The organism is Janthinobacterium silvisoli (genome assembly GCF_014200725.1).
GTDB lineage: Bacteria > Pseudomonadota > Gammaproteobacteria > Burkholderiales > Burkholderiaceae_D > Janthinobacterium.
Window position 1 is genome coordinate 268,278 of record NZ_JACHCL010000001.1, and the last position, 14,705, is coordinate 282,982.

The 14,705-nt window shown below is 60.0% G+C and carries 12 protein-coding genes; 4 read left to right on the plus strand and 8 right to left on the minus strand.

Translation table 11 applies throughout. The features are described from left to right. Nucleotides 1–62: 62 nt before the first annotated feature. Together HDE75_RS01115 and HDE75_RS01120 are read right to left on the minus strand one after the other, a co-directional pair. A complete protein-coding gene (locus HDE75_RS01115; protein WP_183679198.1) occupies nt 63–296 on the minus strand; it encodes a hypothetical protein in 234 nt (77 codons plus the stop codon). A gap of 44 nt (nt 297–340) precedes the next feature. Continuing rightward, complete coding sequence (locus tag HDE75_RS01120; protein WP_183679200.1) at nt 341–676, minus strand: hypothetical protein; 336 nt, start codon at nt 674–676, stop codon at nt 341–343. A gap of 240 nt (nt 677–916) precedes the next feature. On the opposite strand from HDE75_RS01120, the gene HDE75_RS01125 reads away from it, so the two are divergent. Continuing rightward, nucleotides 917–1,519 carry a class I SAM-dependent methyltransferase gene (locus HDE75_RS01125; protein WP_183679202.1) on the plus strand — a complete coding sequence of 201 codons (603 nt, stop codon included), beginning with the start codon at nt 917–919 and terminating at the stop codon, nt 1,517–1,519. 54 nt (nt 1,520–1,573) lie between these two features. Here the strand turns inward: HDE75_RS01125 and HDE75_RS01130 are convergent, their stop codons facing one another. Beyond that, nucleotides 1,574–2,560 (minus strand): magnesium and cobalt transport protein CorA, encoded by a 987-nt coding sequence (locus HDE75_RS01130; protein ID WP_183679204.1) that lies wholly within the window; start codon nt 2,558–2,560, stop codon nt 1,574–1,576. Between the two features lie 128 nt (nt 2,561–2,688). Here HDE75_RS01130 and HDE75_RS01135 point away from each other — a divergent pair, with 128 nt between their 5' ends. Next, on the plus strand, nt 2,689–3,888 hold the full coding sequence (locus tag HDE75_RS01135; RefSeq protein WP_260174203.1) for a DUF2252 domain-containing protein: 1,200 nt from the start codon (nt 2,689–2,691) through the stop codon (nt 3,886–3,888). Nucleotides 3,889–3,945: 57 nt separating this feature from the next. Here HDE75_RS01135 and HDE75_RS01140 read toward each other — a convergent pair whose 3' ends face one another. Then, nucleotides 3,946–4,725, minus strand: a complete 780-nt coding sequence (locus HDE75_RS01140; protein WP_183679208.1) for an SIMPL domain-containing protein — start codon at nt 4,723–4,725, stop codon at nt 3,946–3,948. A 122-nt stretch (nt 4,726–4,847) separates the two neighbouring features. Here HDE75_RS01140 and HDE75_RS01145 point away from each other — a divergent pair, with 122 nt between their 5' ends. Together HDE75_RS01145 and HDE75_RS01150 are read left to right on the plus strand one after the other, a co-directional pair. Continuing rightward, nucleotides 4,848–5,855 carry a M14 family zinc carboxypeptidase gene (locus HDE75_RS01145; protein ID WP_183679210.1) on the plus strand — a complete coding sequence of 336 codons (1,008 nt, stop codon included), beginning with the start codon at nt 4,848–4,850 and terminating at the stop codon, nt 5,853–5,855. Beyond that, nucleotides 5,855–6,604, plus strand: a complete 750-nt coding sequence (locus tag HDE75_RS01150) for an alpha/beta fold hydrolase (RefSeq protein WP_183679212.1) — start codon at nt 5,855–5,857, stop codon at nt 6,602–6,604. The genes HDE75_RS01145 and HDE75_RS01150 overlap by 1 nt, the downstream gene beginning before the upstream one ends. Before the next feature lie 14 nt (nt 6,605–6,618). Here the strand turns inward: HDE75_RS01150 and HDE75_RS01155 are convergent, their stop codons facing one another. The 4 genes from HDE75_RS01155 to HDE75_RS01170 form a co-directional block, all read right to left on the minus strand. Next, complete coding sequence (locus HDE75_RS01155) at nt 6,619–8,445, minus strand: patatin-like phospholipase domain-containing protein (protein ID WP_183679214.1); 1,827 nt, start codon at nt 8,443–8,445, stop codon at nt 6,619–6,621. Between the two features lie 136 nt (nt 8,446–8,581). Next, nucleotides 8,582–9,643 (minus strand): porin, encoded by a 1,062-nt coding sequence (locus HDE75_RS01160; protein ID WP_183679216.1) that lies wholly within the window; start codon nt 9,641–9,643, stop codon nt 8,582–8,584. 81 nt (nt 9,644–9,724) lie between these two features. After that, a complete protein-coding gene (locus HDE75_RS01165; protein ID WP_183679218.1) occupies nt 9,725–13,333 on the minus strand; it encodes a hydantoinase B/oxoprolinase family protein in 3,609 nt (1,202 codons plus the stop codon). Nucleotides 13,334–13,367: 34 nt separating this feature from the next. Next, on the minus strand, nt 13,368–14,642 hold the full coding sequence (locus tag HDE75_RS01170) for an MFS transporter (protein ID WP_183679220.1): 1,275 nt from the start codon (nt 14,640–14,642) through the stop codon (nt 13,368–13,370). Between the last annotated feature and the right edge of the window lie 63 nt (nt 14,643–14,705).

Sequence of the window (14,705 nt, forward strand, 5' to 3'; positions counted from 1 at the left end):
TATCCCGATATGATTTTTAGTTCAAGCAGTGGAAAACATGGTGAGCTCAAGCGGCAATCTGCTCACTGCGCCAGCAACTCTCCTGCCGCTGCAATGGCTTTTTCTTGAATTTTATTCCCCAAAGCAGACTCATCAACCCAAACGGGATGGCGATCCACTATCTTCTTGGCTTCCCCCATGGACATGCCATAAACGGCACGCGTCACTCTGATGGCCATCACGATAGAAGCATGCATGTGCTTCAAATGAAGCTGCGCCTCGTCTGGCGTACAGTTCAAACTTTTCAGCTTGCTCAATAGTTGCTCATACGAAAACGTAACCATAGCGACCTCCCACGCGTTCACAAGCGAATATCGATATTATGTCCGGGTCGTGCAGACGAGCTATGTTCAACACGCTGCCCGGTAATATTTACTATGAAATATCCTTGCCCCTGCGCCACGCTCTTCAAATCTTTCATCGCCTCCCGCAGCGCACTTTCCGCCGAGCCCATGCGAAAATTCTTTTCATCTTGTGCATAGATAGCGATGTCAAATAAAGCCAGGGTGCCAGAGCCCGGATCAAGCACCACCTCCGCAGCAATTTGGACGACTGCTTGAGGGAAGTTCAGCTCAACATCAAACCAGTTATCGCCCCCTTGCTGCCAGCGCAGGGAAGTAGCTTGGAATGCCTTCATGATAGCACTTATGTATATTGGCATATGCCCCCCTCTTCGCTGGCCCGGAGCACTCGTCTCCGCTCACAGCCACAGCTATATCACCGGTAGCGCCAGCAGGCATTGATATTTGAGGTGTAGCAAAGCATGCTCCAATGCCTAGCAGAGCTGCTCAGTCTGGCTATCTGACATACGCATTTCTCATCTGAAATCCTGCGATAATCATTGAGACGAGCAGCCCCTCCTCGAAGGAGCATCTGCATGGATATAGAAACATTAGCCGCCTACGACCAGCAAGCGGCCTCCTATGCCCGCGACTGGCGCGAACAGGATGCGCCCAGCGACATGTACGCGTTATTGAAACAATACTTTGCGCCGGGACTCACCGCGGACATAGGCTGTGGTGCCGGCCGCGATACCGCGTGGCTGCTTGAGAATGGTTTCCAAGCTATCGGCGTCGATGTTTCCCAGGGATTGCTCGATGAAGCGCAGGCGGTTTATCCCGGCATTACCTTCCAGCAAGCCAGCCTGCCGGAACTCAACGGCGTCGAGCGCGGCATCTACCAGAACGTGCTGTGCGAAACCGTGATCATGCATCTTGAACCGGCCAGTATCGGCGAGGCCGTCAGCTCACTGATCGCGTTACTGCTTCCGGGCGGCACGCTCTACCTCAGCTGGCGCGTCACGGAACAGGCCTCGCTACGCGACAAGTCTGGCCGGCTGTATTCCGCATTTGAGCGGCAATTGGTGACCGTGCCAGCCAGCGGACAGTGCGAGGTGATTTTCGAAGAAGACGTCATCAGCGCATCGTCGGGGAAACGGATACAGCGGCTGATTTTTAGGAAAAGACGGCATAGAGTGTAATTTGAGCCAGCCAACTGCTGTTTTAAAATATATGTTGGCTGGCGCTTCCCTCCCCTACAACCACCCATCCCGCTTCAACCTGCGGTGCAAAAAGTAACACCCCGCAATAATCCCCACTATCACCGCCGGATAACTGCCCCGCCACTTCAGTTCCGGCATGAATTCAAAGTTCATGCCGTACAGGCTGAAGACCATGGTGGGCACGGCCAGGATGGCGCCCCAGCCGGCCAGGCGTTTTACCACTTCGTTCTGGCGGATCGAGATTTGGCCTAGCGCCACTTGCATGGCGGAGTTGACCATTTCGCGCATCTGGCCGGCGGTGTGGGTCACTCTTTTGACGTGGTCGAGGATGTCGCGGTAGTAGATGCGGTTTTCCTTGGGGACGATGTCGCCATGGAAGCGGATCAGCTGGGTGCAGATTTCATGCAGGGGGTTGACGGCGGCGTCCAGTTTCAGCAACTCCGTTTTTAACTGGTAGAAGTCTTGCAGCTTGTCTTCGGACAGGCTGGGCTGGAATAGCTGCTGTTCGTATTGCTGGAATCTGGCTTGCAAATGGTCGATGCAGGGCTGGTACTGGTCGACGATGAAGTCGATGATGGAATAGAGCACATAACCGGGGCCGCTGGCCAGTTTACCGGGCACGCTTTCTTTGCGTTCGCGCAGTTTCGCATAACCTGCCGAGGGGCCGTGGCGCACGGTGATGATGAAGCGGCAGCCGAGGAAAACGTGCGTTTCGCCATACACGATGGCGCCGTTTTCCAGGCTGGCCGTGTGCAGGACCATGAACAGGGTGTCGCCATATTCTTCCAGCTTGGGCCGCTCGTGCGCGCCTTCCGCATCTTCGACGGCCAGCTCGTGCAAGCCGAACGCCGCTTGCAAGGCTTGCATGGCGGCCCCGTCCGGCGCGGCCAGACCAATCCAGACGAAGCAGGCGCTGTCGTCCAGGAAATCACCCACCTTGTCGATATCGAAATGCTCGATTTTCTTGCCGTCGCGATAGGCTTCGCAATTGACGACGGCGGCGTGCTGGCTCAGGTCCATGTTTGATGTCCAAATTAAGAAGTAAATGTAGCTTGGCACGGATAGGCTTGTCGCACTGTTAAGTGTTTCACGACAGAATCATGCGAAGAAGCATAGTATGGCGCAAACTCATCAGAAAGGACCGCACCTTGGCCACACTCCCCACCCCGAAACAGCGCCGCCAGTTGCTGCTGGACCGGCGCGAAGCGAAGATGGCACGCTCGCCGCACGCTTATGTGCGCGGCAATACGGCCCAGTACTATGAATGGCTGCAAGCCCAGCCTGGCCACAGCTTGCCGGAAGGCCCGCCGATCTGGATTTGCGGCGACTGCCACCTGGGTAACCTGGGACCGTTGGCTGGCCTGGACGGCAGCCTGGAAATGCAGATCCGCGACTTCGACCAGAGCGTGATCGGCAACCCTGCCCATGACCTGGTGCGCCTGGCGCTGTCGCTGGCGACGGCCGCGCGCGGCTCGTCCTTGCCCGGGGTGGTGACGGCGCGCATGCTGCAGCATATGCTCGATGGCTACGCCTTTGCCTTCTTGCCCGGCGAATTGCAACTGGTCCTGCCCCGCCCTGCCGTGGTCAAGGCGGCCATGCGCGGTGCAGAACAGCGTTCATGGAAAGAACTGGCCACGGAACGTTTCCTGGAAACCCGCCCCATCATTCCCATGGGACGTAATTTCTGGCCGATTTCCAAGGAAGAAAAAAAAGCCATCGCCGAGCTGTGCGACACCTCGGACATGCGCTCGCTGGTAACGCGCTTGAAATCGCGCAGCAAGAAAGCCAAGCTGGAAGTCATCGACGCCGCCTACTGGGTAAAAGGCTGCAGTTCGCTGGGCTTGCTGCGTTATGCCGTGCTGCTGGGCCTGGGCGATGGCGAATACTGCCTGATCGATATCAAGGAAGCCGTGCAGGCGACGTCCGTGCACTACCCGCACGCCAGCATGCCGCGCGACAACGCCAAGCGCGTGGTGGCTGGCGCCCGCCATTTGTCGCCCGCCCTGGGCGAACGCACGCTGCCACAGCGCTTTTTGGGCAAGGGTATCTTCGTACGCGAATTGCTGCCGCAAGATTTAAAACTGGAAATCGACGAGCTGAGCGTGGACGACGCGGCCAGCACGGCCAGCTACCTGGCTTATGTGGTCGGTTGCGCCCATGCGCGTCAGATGGATTGGGCCACCGGCATGCACTGGATCAAGCAATTGCAGATGGACCGCGACGCGGCCGACCCGATACCCGGCTGGTTGTGGCATAGCGTGCTGCAATTGATCGCCAGCCACGAATCGAGTTATCTTGAACATTGCCGCCAGTATGCGCTGCGGCTGGCCAGGTCCGAGCGGGGCTAACTTGACGCAGCATGGTAGCGATATGAATTAGCAGCATGGACGGATGCTGCTCTACCGTTATTCCAGCTTGAACAAGACGTTCAAGCTCTTTTGCAAGGTGATGTTCGCTGGTGCCCGTATCGCCGACGAGATCCCGGTTGGCGGAATGAAAGGAGGTGGAGAAAATTCTCCATCCCTGGAAGTCATCAGCGCACGTTCAAGTGCATTGAATGGCGCTTCCGAGATGGCCATGACGGAAGCGATCTTCCTGCCAAATGATTTGGCGATACGCGATGCCTTGGCTGCTGCATCATCGGCCGCTTTCAATTCCAGCTCGGCTTCCAGCGTGTTGCGGGCGCTACTATGAAACGACGTTTCCAGCTCGGTGATATTTTTCATACCAGCCAGGTCCGACATCAATGGCGCCCATGCCGCCAACTCCCTGACCCACACGCTCACATTACGGCTCACGATATACAAAGGGACTGTATCGCGCTTTTCCCTGCCTGCATACTCCAGCGTGCGGCTAATCTGGGATGAGGTGATATCCGATTGCCGTAGTTTGGCCTTGTCAAATGACTGGAATATCCCGGCGACGCTGGCATTGACCACCGCCAGCACCTTTGCCGCGTCGCTACCGCGGCTGGAAACGGTTATCTCGATCAAGGCCAGATCAGGCGCCACTTCCATTTTCGCCGTGCCCGATTGGAAAATAAACGGGTAATCAGGCAATGGCGAGGCTTGCGCCATATTCACCGCAAAGTACGCCAACACCAGCAACAGCTTGCGCCTCATGCAATTCCCCCACATCGTTAAAATAAAGTCTGAACAATATAGCAGTCCGTGCGAGAAAACCATATGCCCTGGCATGTACCCGGTGTCGCGGCGCCATAAAAGGCTGCGAGGTTCGCGCTTAAAAGAATGCATGATCTGGATTAATATTCGGCTACACTAGCTTTCCTCTCCTTTTCCGACCTTCCATGATCGAAAAGAACCTGCCCGAGCTGGTCATGCTGAAACGCCTCATCGATGAGGGTGGCAAACACCTGGAAGTGGCCACGCCCTGCACCATCGCCATCGATGGCCGCCAGTTTCCCGTGCATACCATTGCGCTGGGCAATCCCAGTCCCGATGTGCCTGCGCTGGGCTTTTTTGGCGGCATCCACGGCCTGGAACGGATCGGCACGCAAGTGATTTTGGCCTTCCTGGAAAGCATATTGGCGCGCTTGCGCTGGGACAGTACCCTGCACCAGCAGCTCGAATCGATGCGCCTGGTCTTCATGCCGCTGGTCAACCCTGGTGGCATGTGGCAAGCCACGCGCAGCAATCCGCAAGGCGTGGACCTGATGCGTAATGCGCCTTTGAGCGCACTGGAACGCGTACCGTTCATGCTGGGCGGCCAGCGCTACAGTGCGCGCCTGCCCTGGTATCGGGGCGGCGCCGTGATGGAACAGGAAAGCGCGGCCGTGTGTCAACTGGTCGAACGCGAATTGCTGTCGCGCCAGTTCAGCATGGCCCTCGATTGCCATTCCGGCTTTGGCTTGCGCGACCGCATCTGGTTTCCGCATGCACATACCAAGACGCCGATACCCCACCTGGCCGATATCGGCGCGCTGGAGGAACTGTTCAGTGAAAGCTATCCCAACCATAACTATGTGTTCGAGCCGCAAAGCCGGCAATACCGCACGCATGGCGACTTGTGGGATTATCTCTACCTGAACGGCACCAGCCACAGCGAGCGCGTATTCCTGCCGCTGACCCTGGAAATGGGTTCCTGGCTGTGGGTCAAGAAAAACCCGCGCCAGCTGTTTAACCGCGTGGCCATCTTCAACCCCACGGCCACCCACCGCTTGCAGCGCGTGCTGCGGCGCCATCTGGTGTGGTTCGATTTCCTGATGCGCGCCGCCAACAGCCATGGCCGCTGGATGCCGGAAGGCCTGGCCCGCAAAGCCCAGCGCCGGCGCGCCCTGGCCCAGTGGTACGAATGATGGCGACCTGGATCCTGCTGCGTGGCCTGATGCGTGAACGGCGCCACTGGGGCATCTTTCCCGCGCAACTGGCGCACGCCTTGCCGCACTCCACCATCATCACGCCGGACCTGCCCGGCAATGGCCAGCGTCATGGTATGGACAGCGCCACCAATGTGTTGGAAATGGTCGAATTCCTGCGGCAAGATCTGCAAGCGCAGAAACTCAAGCCGCCCTACCATGTGCTGGCCTTGTCCCTGGGCGGCATGGTGGCCGTAGAATGGGCCAGCCGCTATCCGCAGGAAGTCGAACGATGCATGCTGATCAACACCAGCATGCGCCCCTACAATCCGTTTTATCAAAGGCTGCGCTGGCAAAACTACCCGGCCCTGCTGCGCCAATTGCTGTTCGGCAGCAAATCCAGCCAGGAAGCCTTGATATTGCGCCTGACCAGCCTCCGCTACGCTGCCGGCAACGCACCCCTGCTGGCCGACTGGCGCAGTTTCCAGCAGCAATACCCGGTCAGCCAACGCAATGCCTTGCGACAACTGCTATCTGCCGCACGCTACCGCGCACCAACCAGCCGCCCGGCCATGCCCGTTCTTATCATGGCCGGCGCGCAAGACAGATTAGTCGACCACCGCTGCTCGCAACAACTGGCACGGGCCTGGCAAGCCGATTGCCTGATCCACCGCGAGGCGGGCCACGACTTGCCGCTGGATCAGGGAGATTGGGTGGCGCAATCGGTGGCGCGCTGGATGGCGCGCTGAATGCGCTAGCCATTTCAACTTTGTTTGGGCGAGATCACCAGTGACGGTTCAGGACGTGGAGCGCTGGCGGACAGATTGACGCCATGAAGGTGCGGCCCCATTGCGCTGATCTGTTCCCACAGCAAACGTCCCTGCTCGCGCTCGCTCTTGTCCAGCATGTATGCGGCTTGCGCTGCCTTGCCTTCGGCCAGCCACAAGTCTTGATAGGACGGCGACAATGCTGGCTGTGTCATTGCGCCATGCACCGGCTTGAATGCTTGCTGCAAGACCCCGGCCGCGCTGCGCATACGCACCCAGCGATGATTCAGCCAGCCATTCTTTTGGGAATCGACACATAAAAACCGCTCAATAATGCGCTCTGCAGCCATGGCGCCGCTTTCACTCATCAAGGCTATCGATTCGCTGGGCATATCCAGATTCAAGCCACCTTCTTTTTTTGTATGGTGAATCTGGACCACGCGATCACGGTAGCCAGGCGTGCGCTTCAATGCCTGATCACGCCAGGTGCGTATGGTCAGGAAGATTGCCTGGGCCAGCCGCAGCGGCGATGGCAAGCCGTGCGGGTCTTCGACTTCCAGGTAAGCAGGCGCAACACCCTGGTTATTGGTGACGGGCAAAACAACTCTCTCCTCCATTTTCCCGGCAGGATCAAAGTCATCGCTCAGTGTCACCCCGAAGGTTGGCCTGGTCGGCAGCAGGGTATCGAAAAAATGAATCGGAAAATTACTGGTCAAGCCGCCGTCTGCAAACCAGATACGCCGCATCGCACTCCCGTTCGCCCCCACACCTGCCTCGCGGATGCGCAACAGCGGCACCGCCTGCAACAGCACGGGGAAACTCAAACTCATGCGTGCAGCCACCAGTACCGGCAGGTCCTGGGCCAATGGCAATAAATAATGATCACGCTCCCGCCCCGCATCTGCAGCCTGAAACAATTTGCGGGTACGCTCACTGCAGGGCAATGCATCGGAACACCGTATCATCGACTCGACCACCTCAGCGGGGAACAACTGGCGCAATTCAGAGGCCCGAAATACCAGGTCACGACTGGTGTGCGGTAGCCGGTGCGCGCGTAATTCAGACAATCCTGTCGTCATCAAAGCCAGTTCTATCGGTGGTTCGGACGTATTGAGCAAGCCGAATGTCAGCGGCGTATCCAGCGGCAAACCGGCAATGTTTTGCACCAGTTCATGCAACCACTCTGTCAATCCCGGCGGGCTGGCACTGGTTTGACGCATGCCCGAGCAAATACCACAACGGTTCTTGCGCAGCCCCGTCCACGCAGTCATGACCATCTGGACCAGGGCGCCGCCCACAATACAGCCGAGCGCACTGAGACCGAACCAGAGTAGCGCCATCAAGGAAGGCGACATCGCCGTGCTGCCGTTGATAAGTGCATGACTCGTGTAAAAGCAGGCGCCCCATGCCAGGGCGCCCAGCAGTGCTCCAAGCGGAAAGCGCGTGATCAATGTCATAACGACACAGACAAAGGCCTTGAACTTGTTGGCGCGATTGAGCGATGCAGCAATCACGCTAAAGTGACGGTCCAGATCTGGACACGCTTGAAACAGTGAGAAAAGGCGGCTCTTGCCAGCTACTGCTTCCTGCAACTGCTCTGGAATCCTGGCCATCTTGTCGAATCCATCCGTGCTCGCCGCCTTGTTGCGCCTGAACTGCGCTGCCGCCGCCGCAATCGCGGCCACCGCCCCGACACTGGTGCCGCCGATAGAACGCAGCCTGAAGCGACGCGACAAACCGGCAACGAAAGTGGGATAAACCACGCCGGATGTGACACCACCTTCCATCACAATATCGCATTCAGTCGGCAAGAAATCACTCATAACAACCTTTCTAAAATGGAAAGGCATTATGAAAGCAAAGCTGCGCTGTAAAGCTCACCAAATGTCACCATGGCGTCGATTCAACCATGACAAGCAACGTGATCAAGTGCGACTGCACTGCAGCCGCACTCCACTCCTAGAATATATGCCGTATCCCCAGATTAAGCGCCCGGTTGCCCGTGCCGCCCTCGATCGAGCTGCCGACCGTGTAGCCGGCGCCGTTCTGGTTGCGGATATAGGCGTAGACGGCGTACAGGTCGGTGCGCTTGGACAGGTAATAGCGGTAGCCGGCCGCAAACTGCTGGGCGTCCTGGTTGTAGCTGGTCTTGTCGTTCTTGCGGATGTAAGACGCCAGCCAGACGCCAGGACCCTGCGGCACCGTCAAGCCCAGCAGCACCACATTGCTGTCGGTCGATGGCGTGGGCGCCACGGCGTAGCCGAATGGGTTGGCCAGATTGCGCGGCAGCGCGCTGTTGACGCCCTTGTCCACGCCATACGCGAAATGCGCCTTGAACGAGCCGAAGTCATACAGGGCCGTCAGCACGGAATTGCGCGCGCTGCTGGTCTGCACGGTGGCCGTGTCGTTGTTGCGGTAGTGGCTGGCCAGGCGCACGGTCAGGTCGCCCGTCACATAGGTCAGCATGCCACCCAGCTGGCGGCCGGCGCTGTTGTTGCCCGCCACTTCACCGGCGCCATACACCACTTCTCCGCTGAAGCCGTTGACCACTGGCGAAATGTATTTGACGGTGTTATCCATGCGGCTGGCGCTATTGCCGGTGGTCGCCATCAAGTTCTTGGTATCGCCCGCCGTGCCCGAGCCGAAAGGATCGATGGCGGCCACGGCCAGGTATTGCGGCGTGTACTGGCGCCCCAGCAGCAAGGTGCCGCTATTGCTTTGCAAGCCCACATAGGCCTGACGGCCGAACAGCAAGCCGCCCTGCCCGGTCGTACCGGTGTCGCCCTGGAAGCCGTTTTCCAGCAGGAAGATGGCCGACGTGCCGCCACCCAGGTCTTCGCTGCCCTTGAAACCCAGGCGCGAACCGGATTCCACGCCACTGGTCAGCTTGTTGGTGGTGGCGATGCCGCCGCTCTCACGTACAAAAGCCATATCGAAGATGCCATACACCGTCACGTTCGATTGTGCAGCAGCCGTCCCTGCCGTCGCGCCCAGTACGAGCGCCAGCATTGTTTTTTTCATTTTTTATCCCCAGTTGAACAGGCTCGAAAAGACGGGTGCGGCAGGAGCCCAGCTATCGCACCCGGTAGTGCATCGCTTACATCAGGTACCAAAACCTCCGCCGCCAGGGGTTTCTATCGCAAACACATCGCCAGCCTGCATGTCGGTGGTGTGGGTGGCGCCGAAATGCTCGACCGTGCCGTCGCGACGTTCGACCCAGTTGCGGCCCAGCGCGCCCGGCTGCGCGCCTTGCACGCCAAACGGCGCGATGCGGCGGTGGCCAGCCAGGATGTTGGCCGTCATCGCTGCCAGGAAGCGGATGCGGCGCAGCGCGCCGTCGCCACCACGATGCGCGCCGCTGCCGCCGCTGCCGCGACGGATAGCATGCGTCTCCACCAGCACCGGGAAGCGCCACTCCAGCACTTCCGGGTCGGTCATGCGCGAGTTGGTCATATGGGTTTGCACGGCCGCCGTGCCGTCAAAACCGGGACCGGCCCCCGAGCCGCCGGCGATGGTTTCGTAGTATTGATGTTCATCGTTGCCGAACGTGAAATTGTTCATGGTGCCCTGCGAGGCGGCCATCACGCCCAGCGCGCCATACAGCGCATCGGTGACGTACTGCGACACTTCCACATTACCGGCCACCACCGCCGCCGGATAACGGGGATTGAGCATGGAGCCTTCCGGCACGATCAGGGTGAGCGGCTTGAGCACGCCCTCGTTCATGGGAATGTCGCTGTCGATCAGGGTGCGGAACACATACAGCACCGCCGCCTTGCAGACCGACAGCGGCGCATTGAAGTTAGTCGGCCGCTGTACACTGGTGCCGCTGAAGTCCACCACCGCGCCGCCGCTCTCGCGGTCGATGGACAGCTTCACGCACAGCATGGCGCCATCATCCATCTCGTAGGCGAAACTGGCGTCCTGCAACTTGCGGATCGCCTTGCGTACGGCCTGTTCGGCATTATCCTGCACATGCTGCATATAGGCCAGCACCACCTCTTCGCCGTAAGTGCTAGCTGCTTTCAGCAATTCGTTGGCGCCCGTCTCGCAAGCGCCCAGCTGGGCGATCAGGTCGGCGATGTTCTGGTCGATATTACGGCTGGGCCAGGGGCCGGCGGCAAACAGGGTGCGCATCTGCGCTTCCAGGAACACGCCGCGGTCGACCAGCTTGACGTTATCGAGCAGCACGCCCTCTTCCAGGATGCTGGTACTGTTGGGCGGCATGGAGCCTGGCGTGATGCCGCCCACGTCGCCATGGTGGCCACGCGCCGCCACGTAGAACAGGGGCTGGTCCACGCTGCCGTAGACCGGGCACACCACGGTAATATCGGGCAAATGGGTGCCGCCGTTGTAGGGCACGTTCAATACATAAGCGTCGCCGCGCGCCATGCTGCCCCCATGCTGGCGTATCACGCACTGCACGCTGTCGCTCATCGAACCCAGATGCACGGGGATATGCGGCGCGTTGGCAATCAGGTTGCCGCTGCGGTCGAACACGGCGCAGGAAAAGTCCAGCCGCTCTTTCATATTGACTGAATAGGCGGTGTTTTCCAGCGTTGTGCCCATCTGGCGCGCAATCGCCATGAACAGATTATTAAAAATCTCCAGGTGTATCGGGTGGACTTGCGTCGTCATCTTGTGCACACTGCCTGCCGCCACTACACGTTCCAGCAGCAAGCTATGATCCGGCAGCACGGACGCACTCCAGCCGGCATCGACCACGGTGGTGGCGATAGACTCGCGTATCAGCGCCGGACCGGGCACGCAAGCGCCCACCGGCAATTCGGAGCGCACATGCAGCGCAATCGGCACGGTCTGGCCATCGACATAGCTGTCGACTTTGGCATCGGCCACCTGGGCGCCACCGGCCGGCACGGAAATCTCGAAATCGGCGCCATCGCCAGCGCCGATGGCTTCCGCCGATACCGACTCGATCACCAGCGGCTGGCCTTCCATCACGAAGCCGAAGCGGCTGCGGTACAAGGTGGCGAAAGCCTCGCTCATGGCGACCTCGCTACCCAGCGCCACCACGAAGGCAGAATCGCTGTCCTGGTATTTCAGGCGCGCGCACAGTTCGACGCGTATATCGCTGCGGACTACCTGCTGGGCCAGCAATTCAGCTACCGCCTGCTGTTCCAGCGCTGCCATCTGCGGCTGCAGCCTGTCCAGGGTAGCAGCGTTCAGCAGCTGCTCCACCGCGCCTTCGCGCATGGCGCGGATATCGGCCAGGCCCATGCCGAAGGCGGACAGCACGCCCGCGTAAGGGTGGATGGCGATCTTGCTCATGCCCAGCACATCGGCCACGCGGCAGGCATGCTGGCCGCCGGCGCCACCAAAACAGCACATGGCATAGCGGCTGACGTCATAACCGCGCTCCACCGAAATCGACTTGATGGCCTGCGCCATATTGTCGACCGCCACGGCGAGGAAACCATCGGCCACCGCCGACGGCGACAAGCGCGTGCCGGTTTCGGCTTCGATTTTCGCTGCCAGCGCGCTGAAGTGCTGCACCACCACCTCGCGGTCCAGGGGCTGGTCGCCGTTCGGGCCAAAGACGTGCGGGAAGTGTTCGGGCTGGATACGGCCCAACATCACGTTGCAGTCGGTGACTGTCAGCGGGCCGCCCTTGCGATAGCTGGCAGGACCAGGGTTGGCGCCCGCCGATTCGGGACCGACCTTGAAGCGGCCATGTTCAAAACTGCAGATCGAGCCGCCGCCCGCCGCCACCGTGTGGATGTGCATCATCGGTGCGCGTACCCGCACGCCGGCCACCACGGTTTCAAACACGCGCTCATAGGCGCCGTCGTAGTGGGCCACGTCGGTCGAAGTGCCGCCCATGTCGAAGCCGATCACCTGCTTCAATCCGATCGCCTCGCAGCTCTTGACGGCGCCGACGATGCCACCGGCCGGACCGGACAAAATCGCATCCTTGCCCTGGAAGCGGCCGGCATCTGTCAAGCCGCCATTCGATTGCATGAACATCAGGCGCGTGTCGCCCGTATCGGCCGACACGCGTGACACATAATCGCGCAGCACCGGCGACAGATAGGCATCGACCACCGTGGTGTCGCCGCGGCCGACGATCTTCATCAGCGGGCTGACCTGGTGGCTCACCGAGATTTGCGTAAAACCGGCGGCCATCGCCAGCGCCTGCAAACGCTGTTCATGCTGCGGGTAGCGGTAGGCGTGCATCAGTACGATGGCAATCGCGTCAAAACCACGCTCACGCAAGGACGCGAACTGGGCACGCAGCAGCGCTTCGTCCGGCGCCTGCAACACGTCGCCATGTGCACCGATGCGCTCATCGATCTCGATCACTTCTTCGTAGATCAAGTCGGGCAAAACGATCTGCATGGCGAAGATATCGGGCCGGTCCTGGTAGCCTATGCGCAGCTGGTCGGCAAAACCGCGCGTGATGGCCAGCGCGGTGCGCGCGCCCTTGCGCTCCAGCAGCGCGTTGGTGGCCACGGTGGTGCCCATCTTGATCACTTCGATCTGATCAAACGGCAGCGCCTCGCCGGTTTTTAGTCCCAGCATCTCGCGCATGCCCTGGGTGACGGCGTCGTCATAGCGCTCGGGGCATTCGGACAGCAGCTTGTGCGTCACCAGCTTGCCGTCGGGGCGGCGCGCCACGATGTCGGTAAACGTGCCGCCACGGTCGACCCAGAATTGCCAGCGCAGTTGTTGAACGGGGATGTCGTTTTTCATGATAAAACCTTTAGTTCCGAATTTAAGTCTGACGTCAGGATTCAAGTTGTTTGCCGGCCGTTTCCGGCAAGGTCAGTGCGGCCAGTATCATCACGCCGTAGGCCACGCCGGCGAAAATGCCGATCGATGCGCCCAGCGCCATGGTCTGGCTGCTCATGCCTATCAGCAGCGGAAACAGCGCGCCGACGGCGCGGCCCATGTTGTAGCTGAAGCCCTGGCCCGAACCGCGGATGGCGGTCGGGAACAGCTCGGTGAGGAAGGCGCCCATGCCGCTGAATACGCCGGAGACGCAAAAGCCGAGTGGAAAACCAAGGAACAGCATCACGCCATCTGTCACCGGCAAGCGGGTATAAGCCAGCGCCACGCACATGGAGCCAAAGCCAAACAGGATGAAATTCTTCTTGCGGCCCAGGTAGTCAGTGAGGAAGGCACTGATGATGTAGCCCACATAGGAGCCGGCGATCACCATCGCCAGATAGCCGCCGGTGCCCAGCACCGTCAGATGGCGTTCAGTTTTCAGATAGGTCGGCAGCCAGGTGGTAATGGCGTAGTAGCCACCCTGGGCGCCGGTGGTCAGCAGCACGGCGCGCAGGGTCACGCTGATCATCTTGGGCGAGAATATCTGCCAGAACGAAGCCTGGTCTTCAGCCTGCGCGGTTTTCTTTTGCAGCGCCATGAACACTTCCGGCTCATCGACAAAGCGGCGGATAAAAATCACGAACAGCGCCGGCAACACCCCCAGCAAGAACAGCGCGCGCCATGCCCACTCAGGCGGCAGCAGGGAAAACATCAGCGCATACAGCAGTGCCGACACCCCCCAGCCCAGCGCCCACCCGGACTGCACCATGCCGACCGCCTTGCCACGGTCCTTGGCGCGTATCACTTCGCCCATCAGGATGGCGCCGGCAGTCCACTCGCCGCCCATGCCGAAACCCATCAGGCCGCGCGCCCACAGCAGCTGCGTATAGTTTTGCGCCAGCCCGCACAGCACCGTGAAGAAGGCAAACCACAAGATGGTGATCTGCAGCGCCTTGACCCTGCCGATGCGGTCAGACAGGATGCCGGCCAGCCAGCCGCCAATCGCGGACGTGAGCAAGGTGACGGTGCCGATCAGGCCCGCGTCGCTTTTCGACAGGCCCCAGGTGGCGATCAGGGTCGGGATGACAAAGCTGAGAAATTGCGTGTCCATCGCGTCCAGCCCATAGCCGGCCTTGCAGCTCCAGAAGGTGCGGCGCTCCTTGCCAGTCAGCGCGTGGTACCAGGAAAAGTGACCATCGCCGTCTTTCTTGCTCAGTACTTGCGTGTTCATCGTGCTCTCCGTTTTTTTGCAGGCGTAGCGCCGTGTTGTTTATTCAGCGTTGCGCGTTTTTTT

Excerpts from the sequence above, each read along its gene's own strand:
- HDE75_RS01120 (WP_183679200.1), bottom strand. The coding sequence starts at position 676 with ATGAAGGCATTCCAAGCTACTTCCCTGCGCTGGCAGCAAGGGGGCGAT.
- HDE75_RS01125 (WP_183679202.1), top strand. The coding sequence starts at position 917 with ATGGATATAGAAACATTAGCCGCCTACGACCAGCAAGCGGCCTCCTAT.
- HDE75_RS01130 (WP_183679204.1), bottom strand. The coding sequence starts at position 2,560 with ATGGACCTGAGCCAGCACGCCGCCGTCGTCAATTGCGAAGCCTATCGC.
- HDE75_RS01140 (WP_183679208.1), bottom strand. The coding sequence starts at position 4,725 with ATGGTTTTCTCGCACGGACTGCTATATTGTTCAGACTTTATTTTAACG.
- HDE75_RS01145 (WP_183679210.1), top strand. The coding sequence starts at position 4,848 with ATGATCGAAAAGAACCTGCCCGAGCTGGTCATGCTGAAACGCCTCATC.
- HDE75_RS01150 (WP_183679212.1), top strand. The coding sequence starts at position 5,855 with ATGGCGACCTGGATCCTGCTGCGTGGCCTGATGCGTGAACGGCGCCAC.
- HDE75_RS01155 (WP_183679214.1), bottom strand. The coding sequence starts at position 8,445 with ATGAGTGATTTCTTGCCGACTGAATGCGATATTGTGATGGAAGGTGGT.
- HDE75_RS01160 (WP_183679216.1), bottom strand. The coding sequence starts at position 9,643 with ATGAAAAAAACAATGCTGGCGCTCGTACTGGGCGCGACGGCAGGGACG.
- HDE75_RS01165 (WP_183679218.1), bottom strand. The coding sequence starts at position 13,333 with ATGAAAAACGACATCCCCGTTCAACAACTGCGCTGGCAATTCTGGGTC.
- HDE75_RS01170 (WP_183679220.1), bottom strand. The coding sequence starts at position 14,642 with ATGAACACGCAAGTACTGAGCAAGAAAGACGGCGATGGTCACTTTTCC.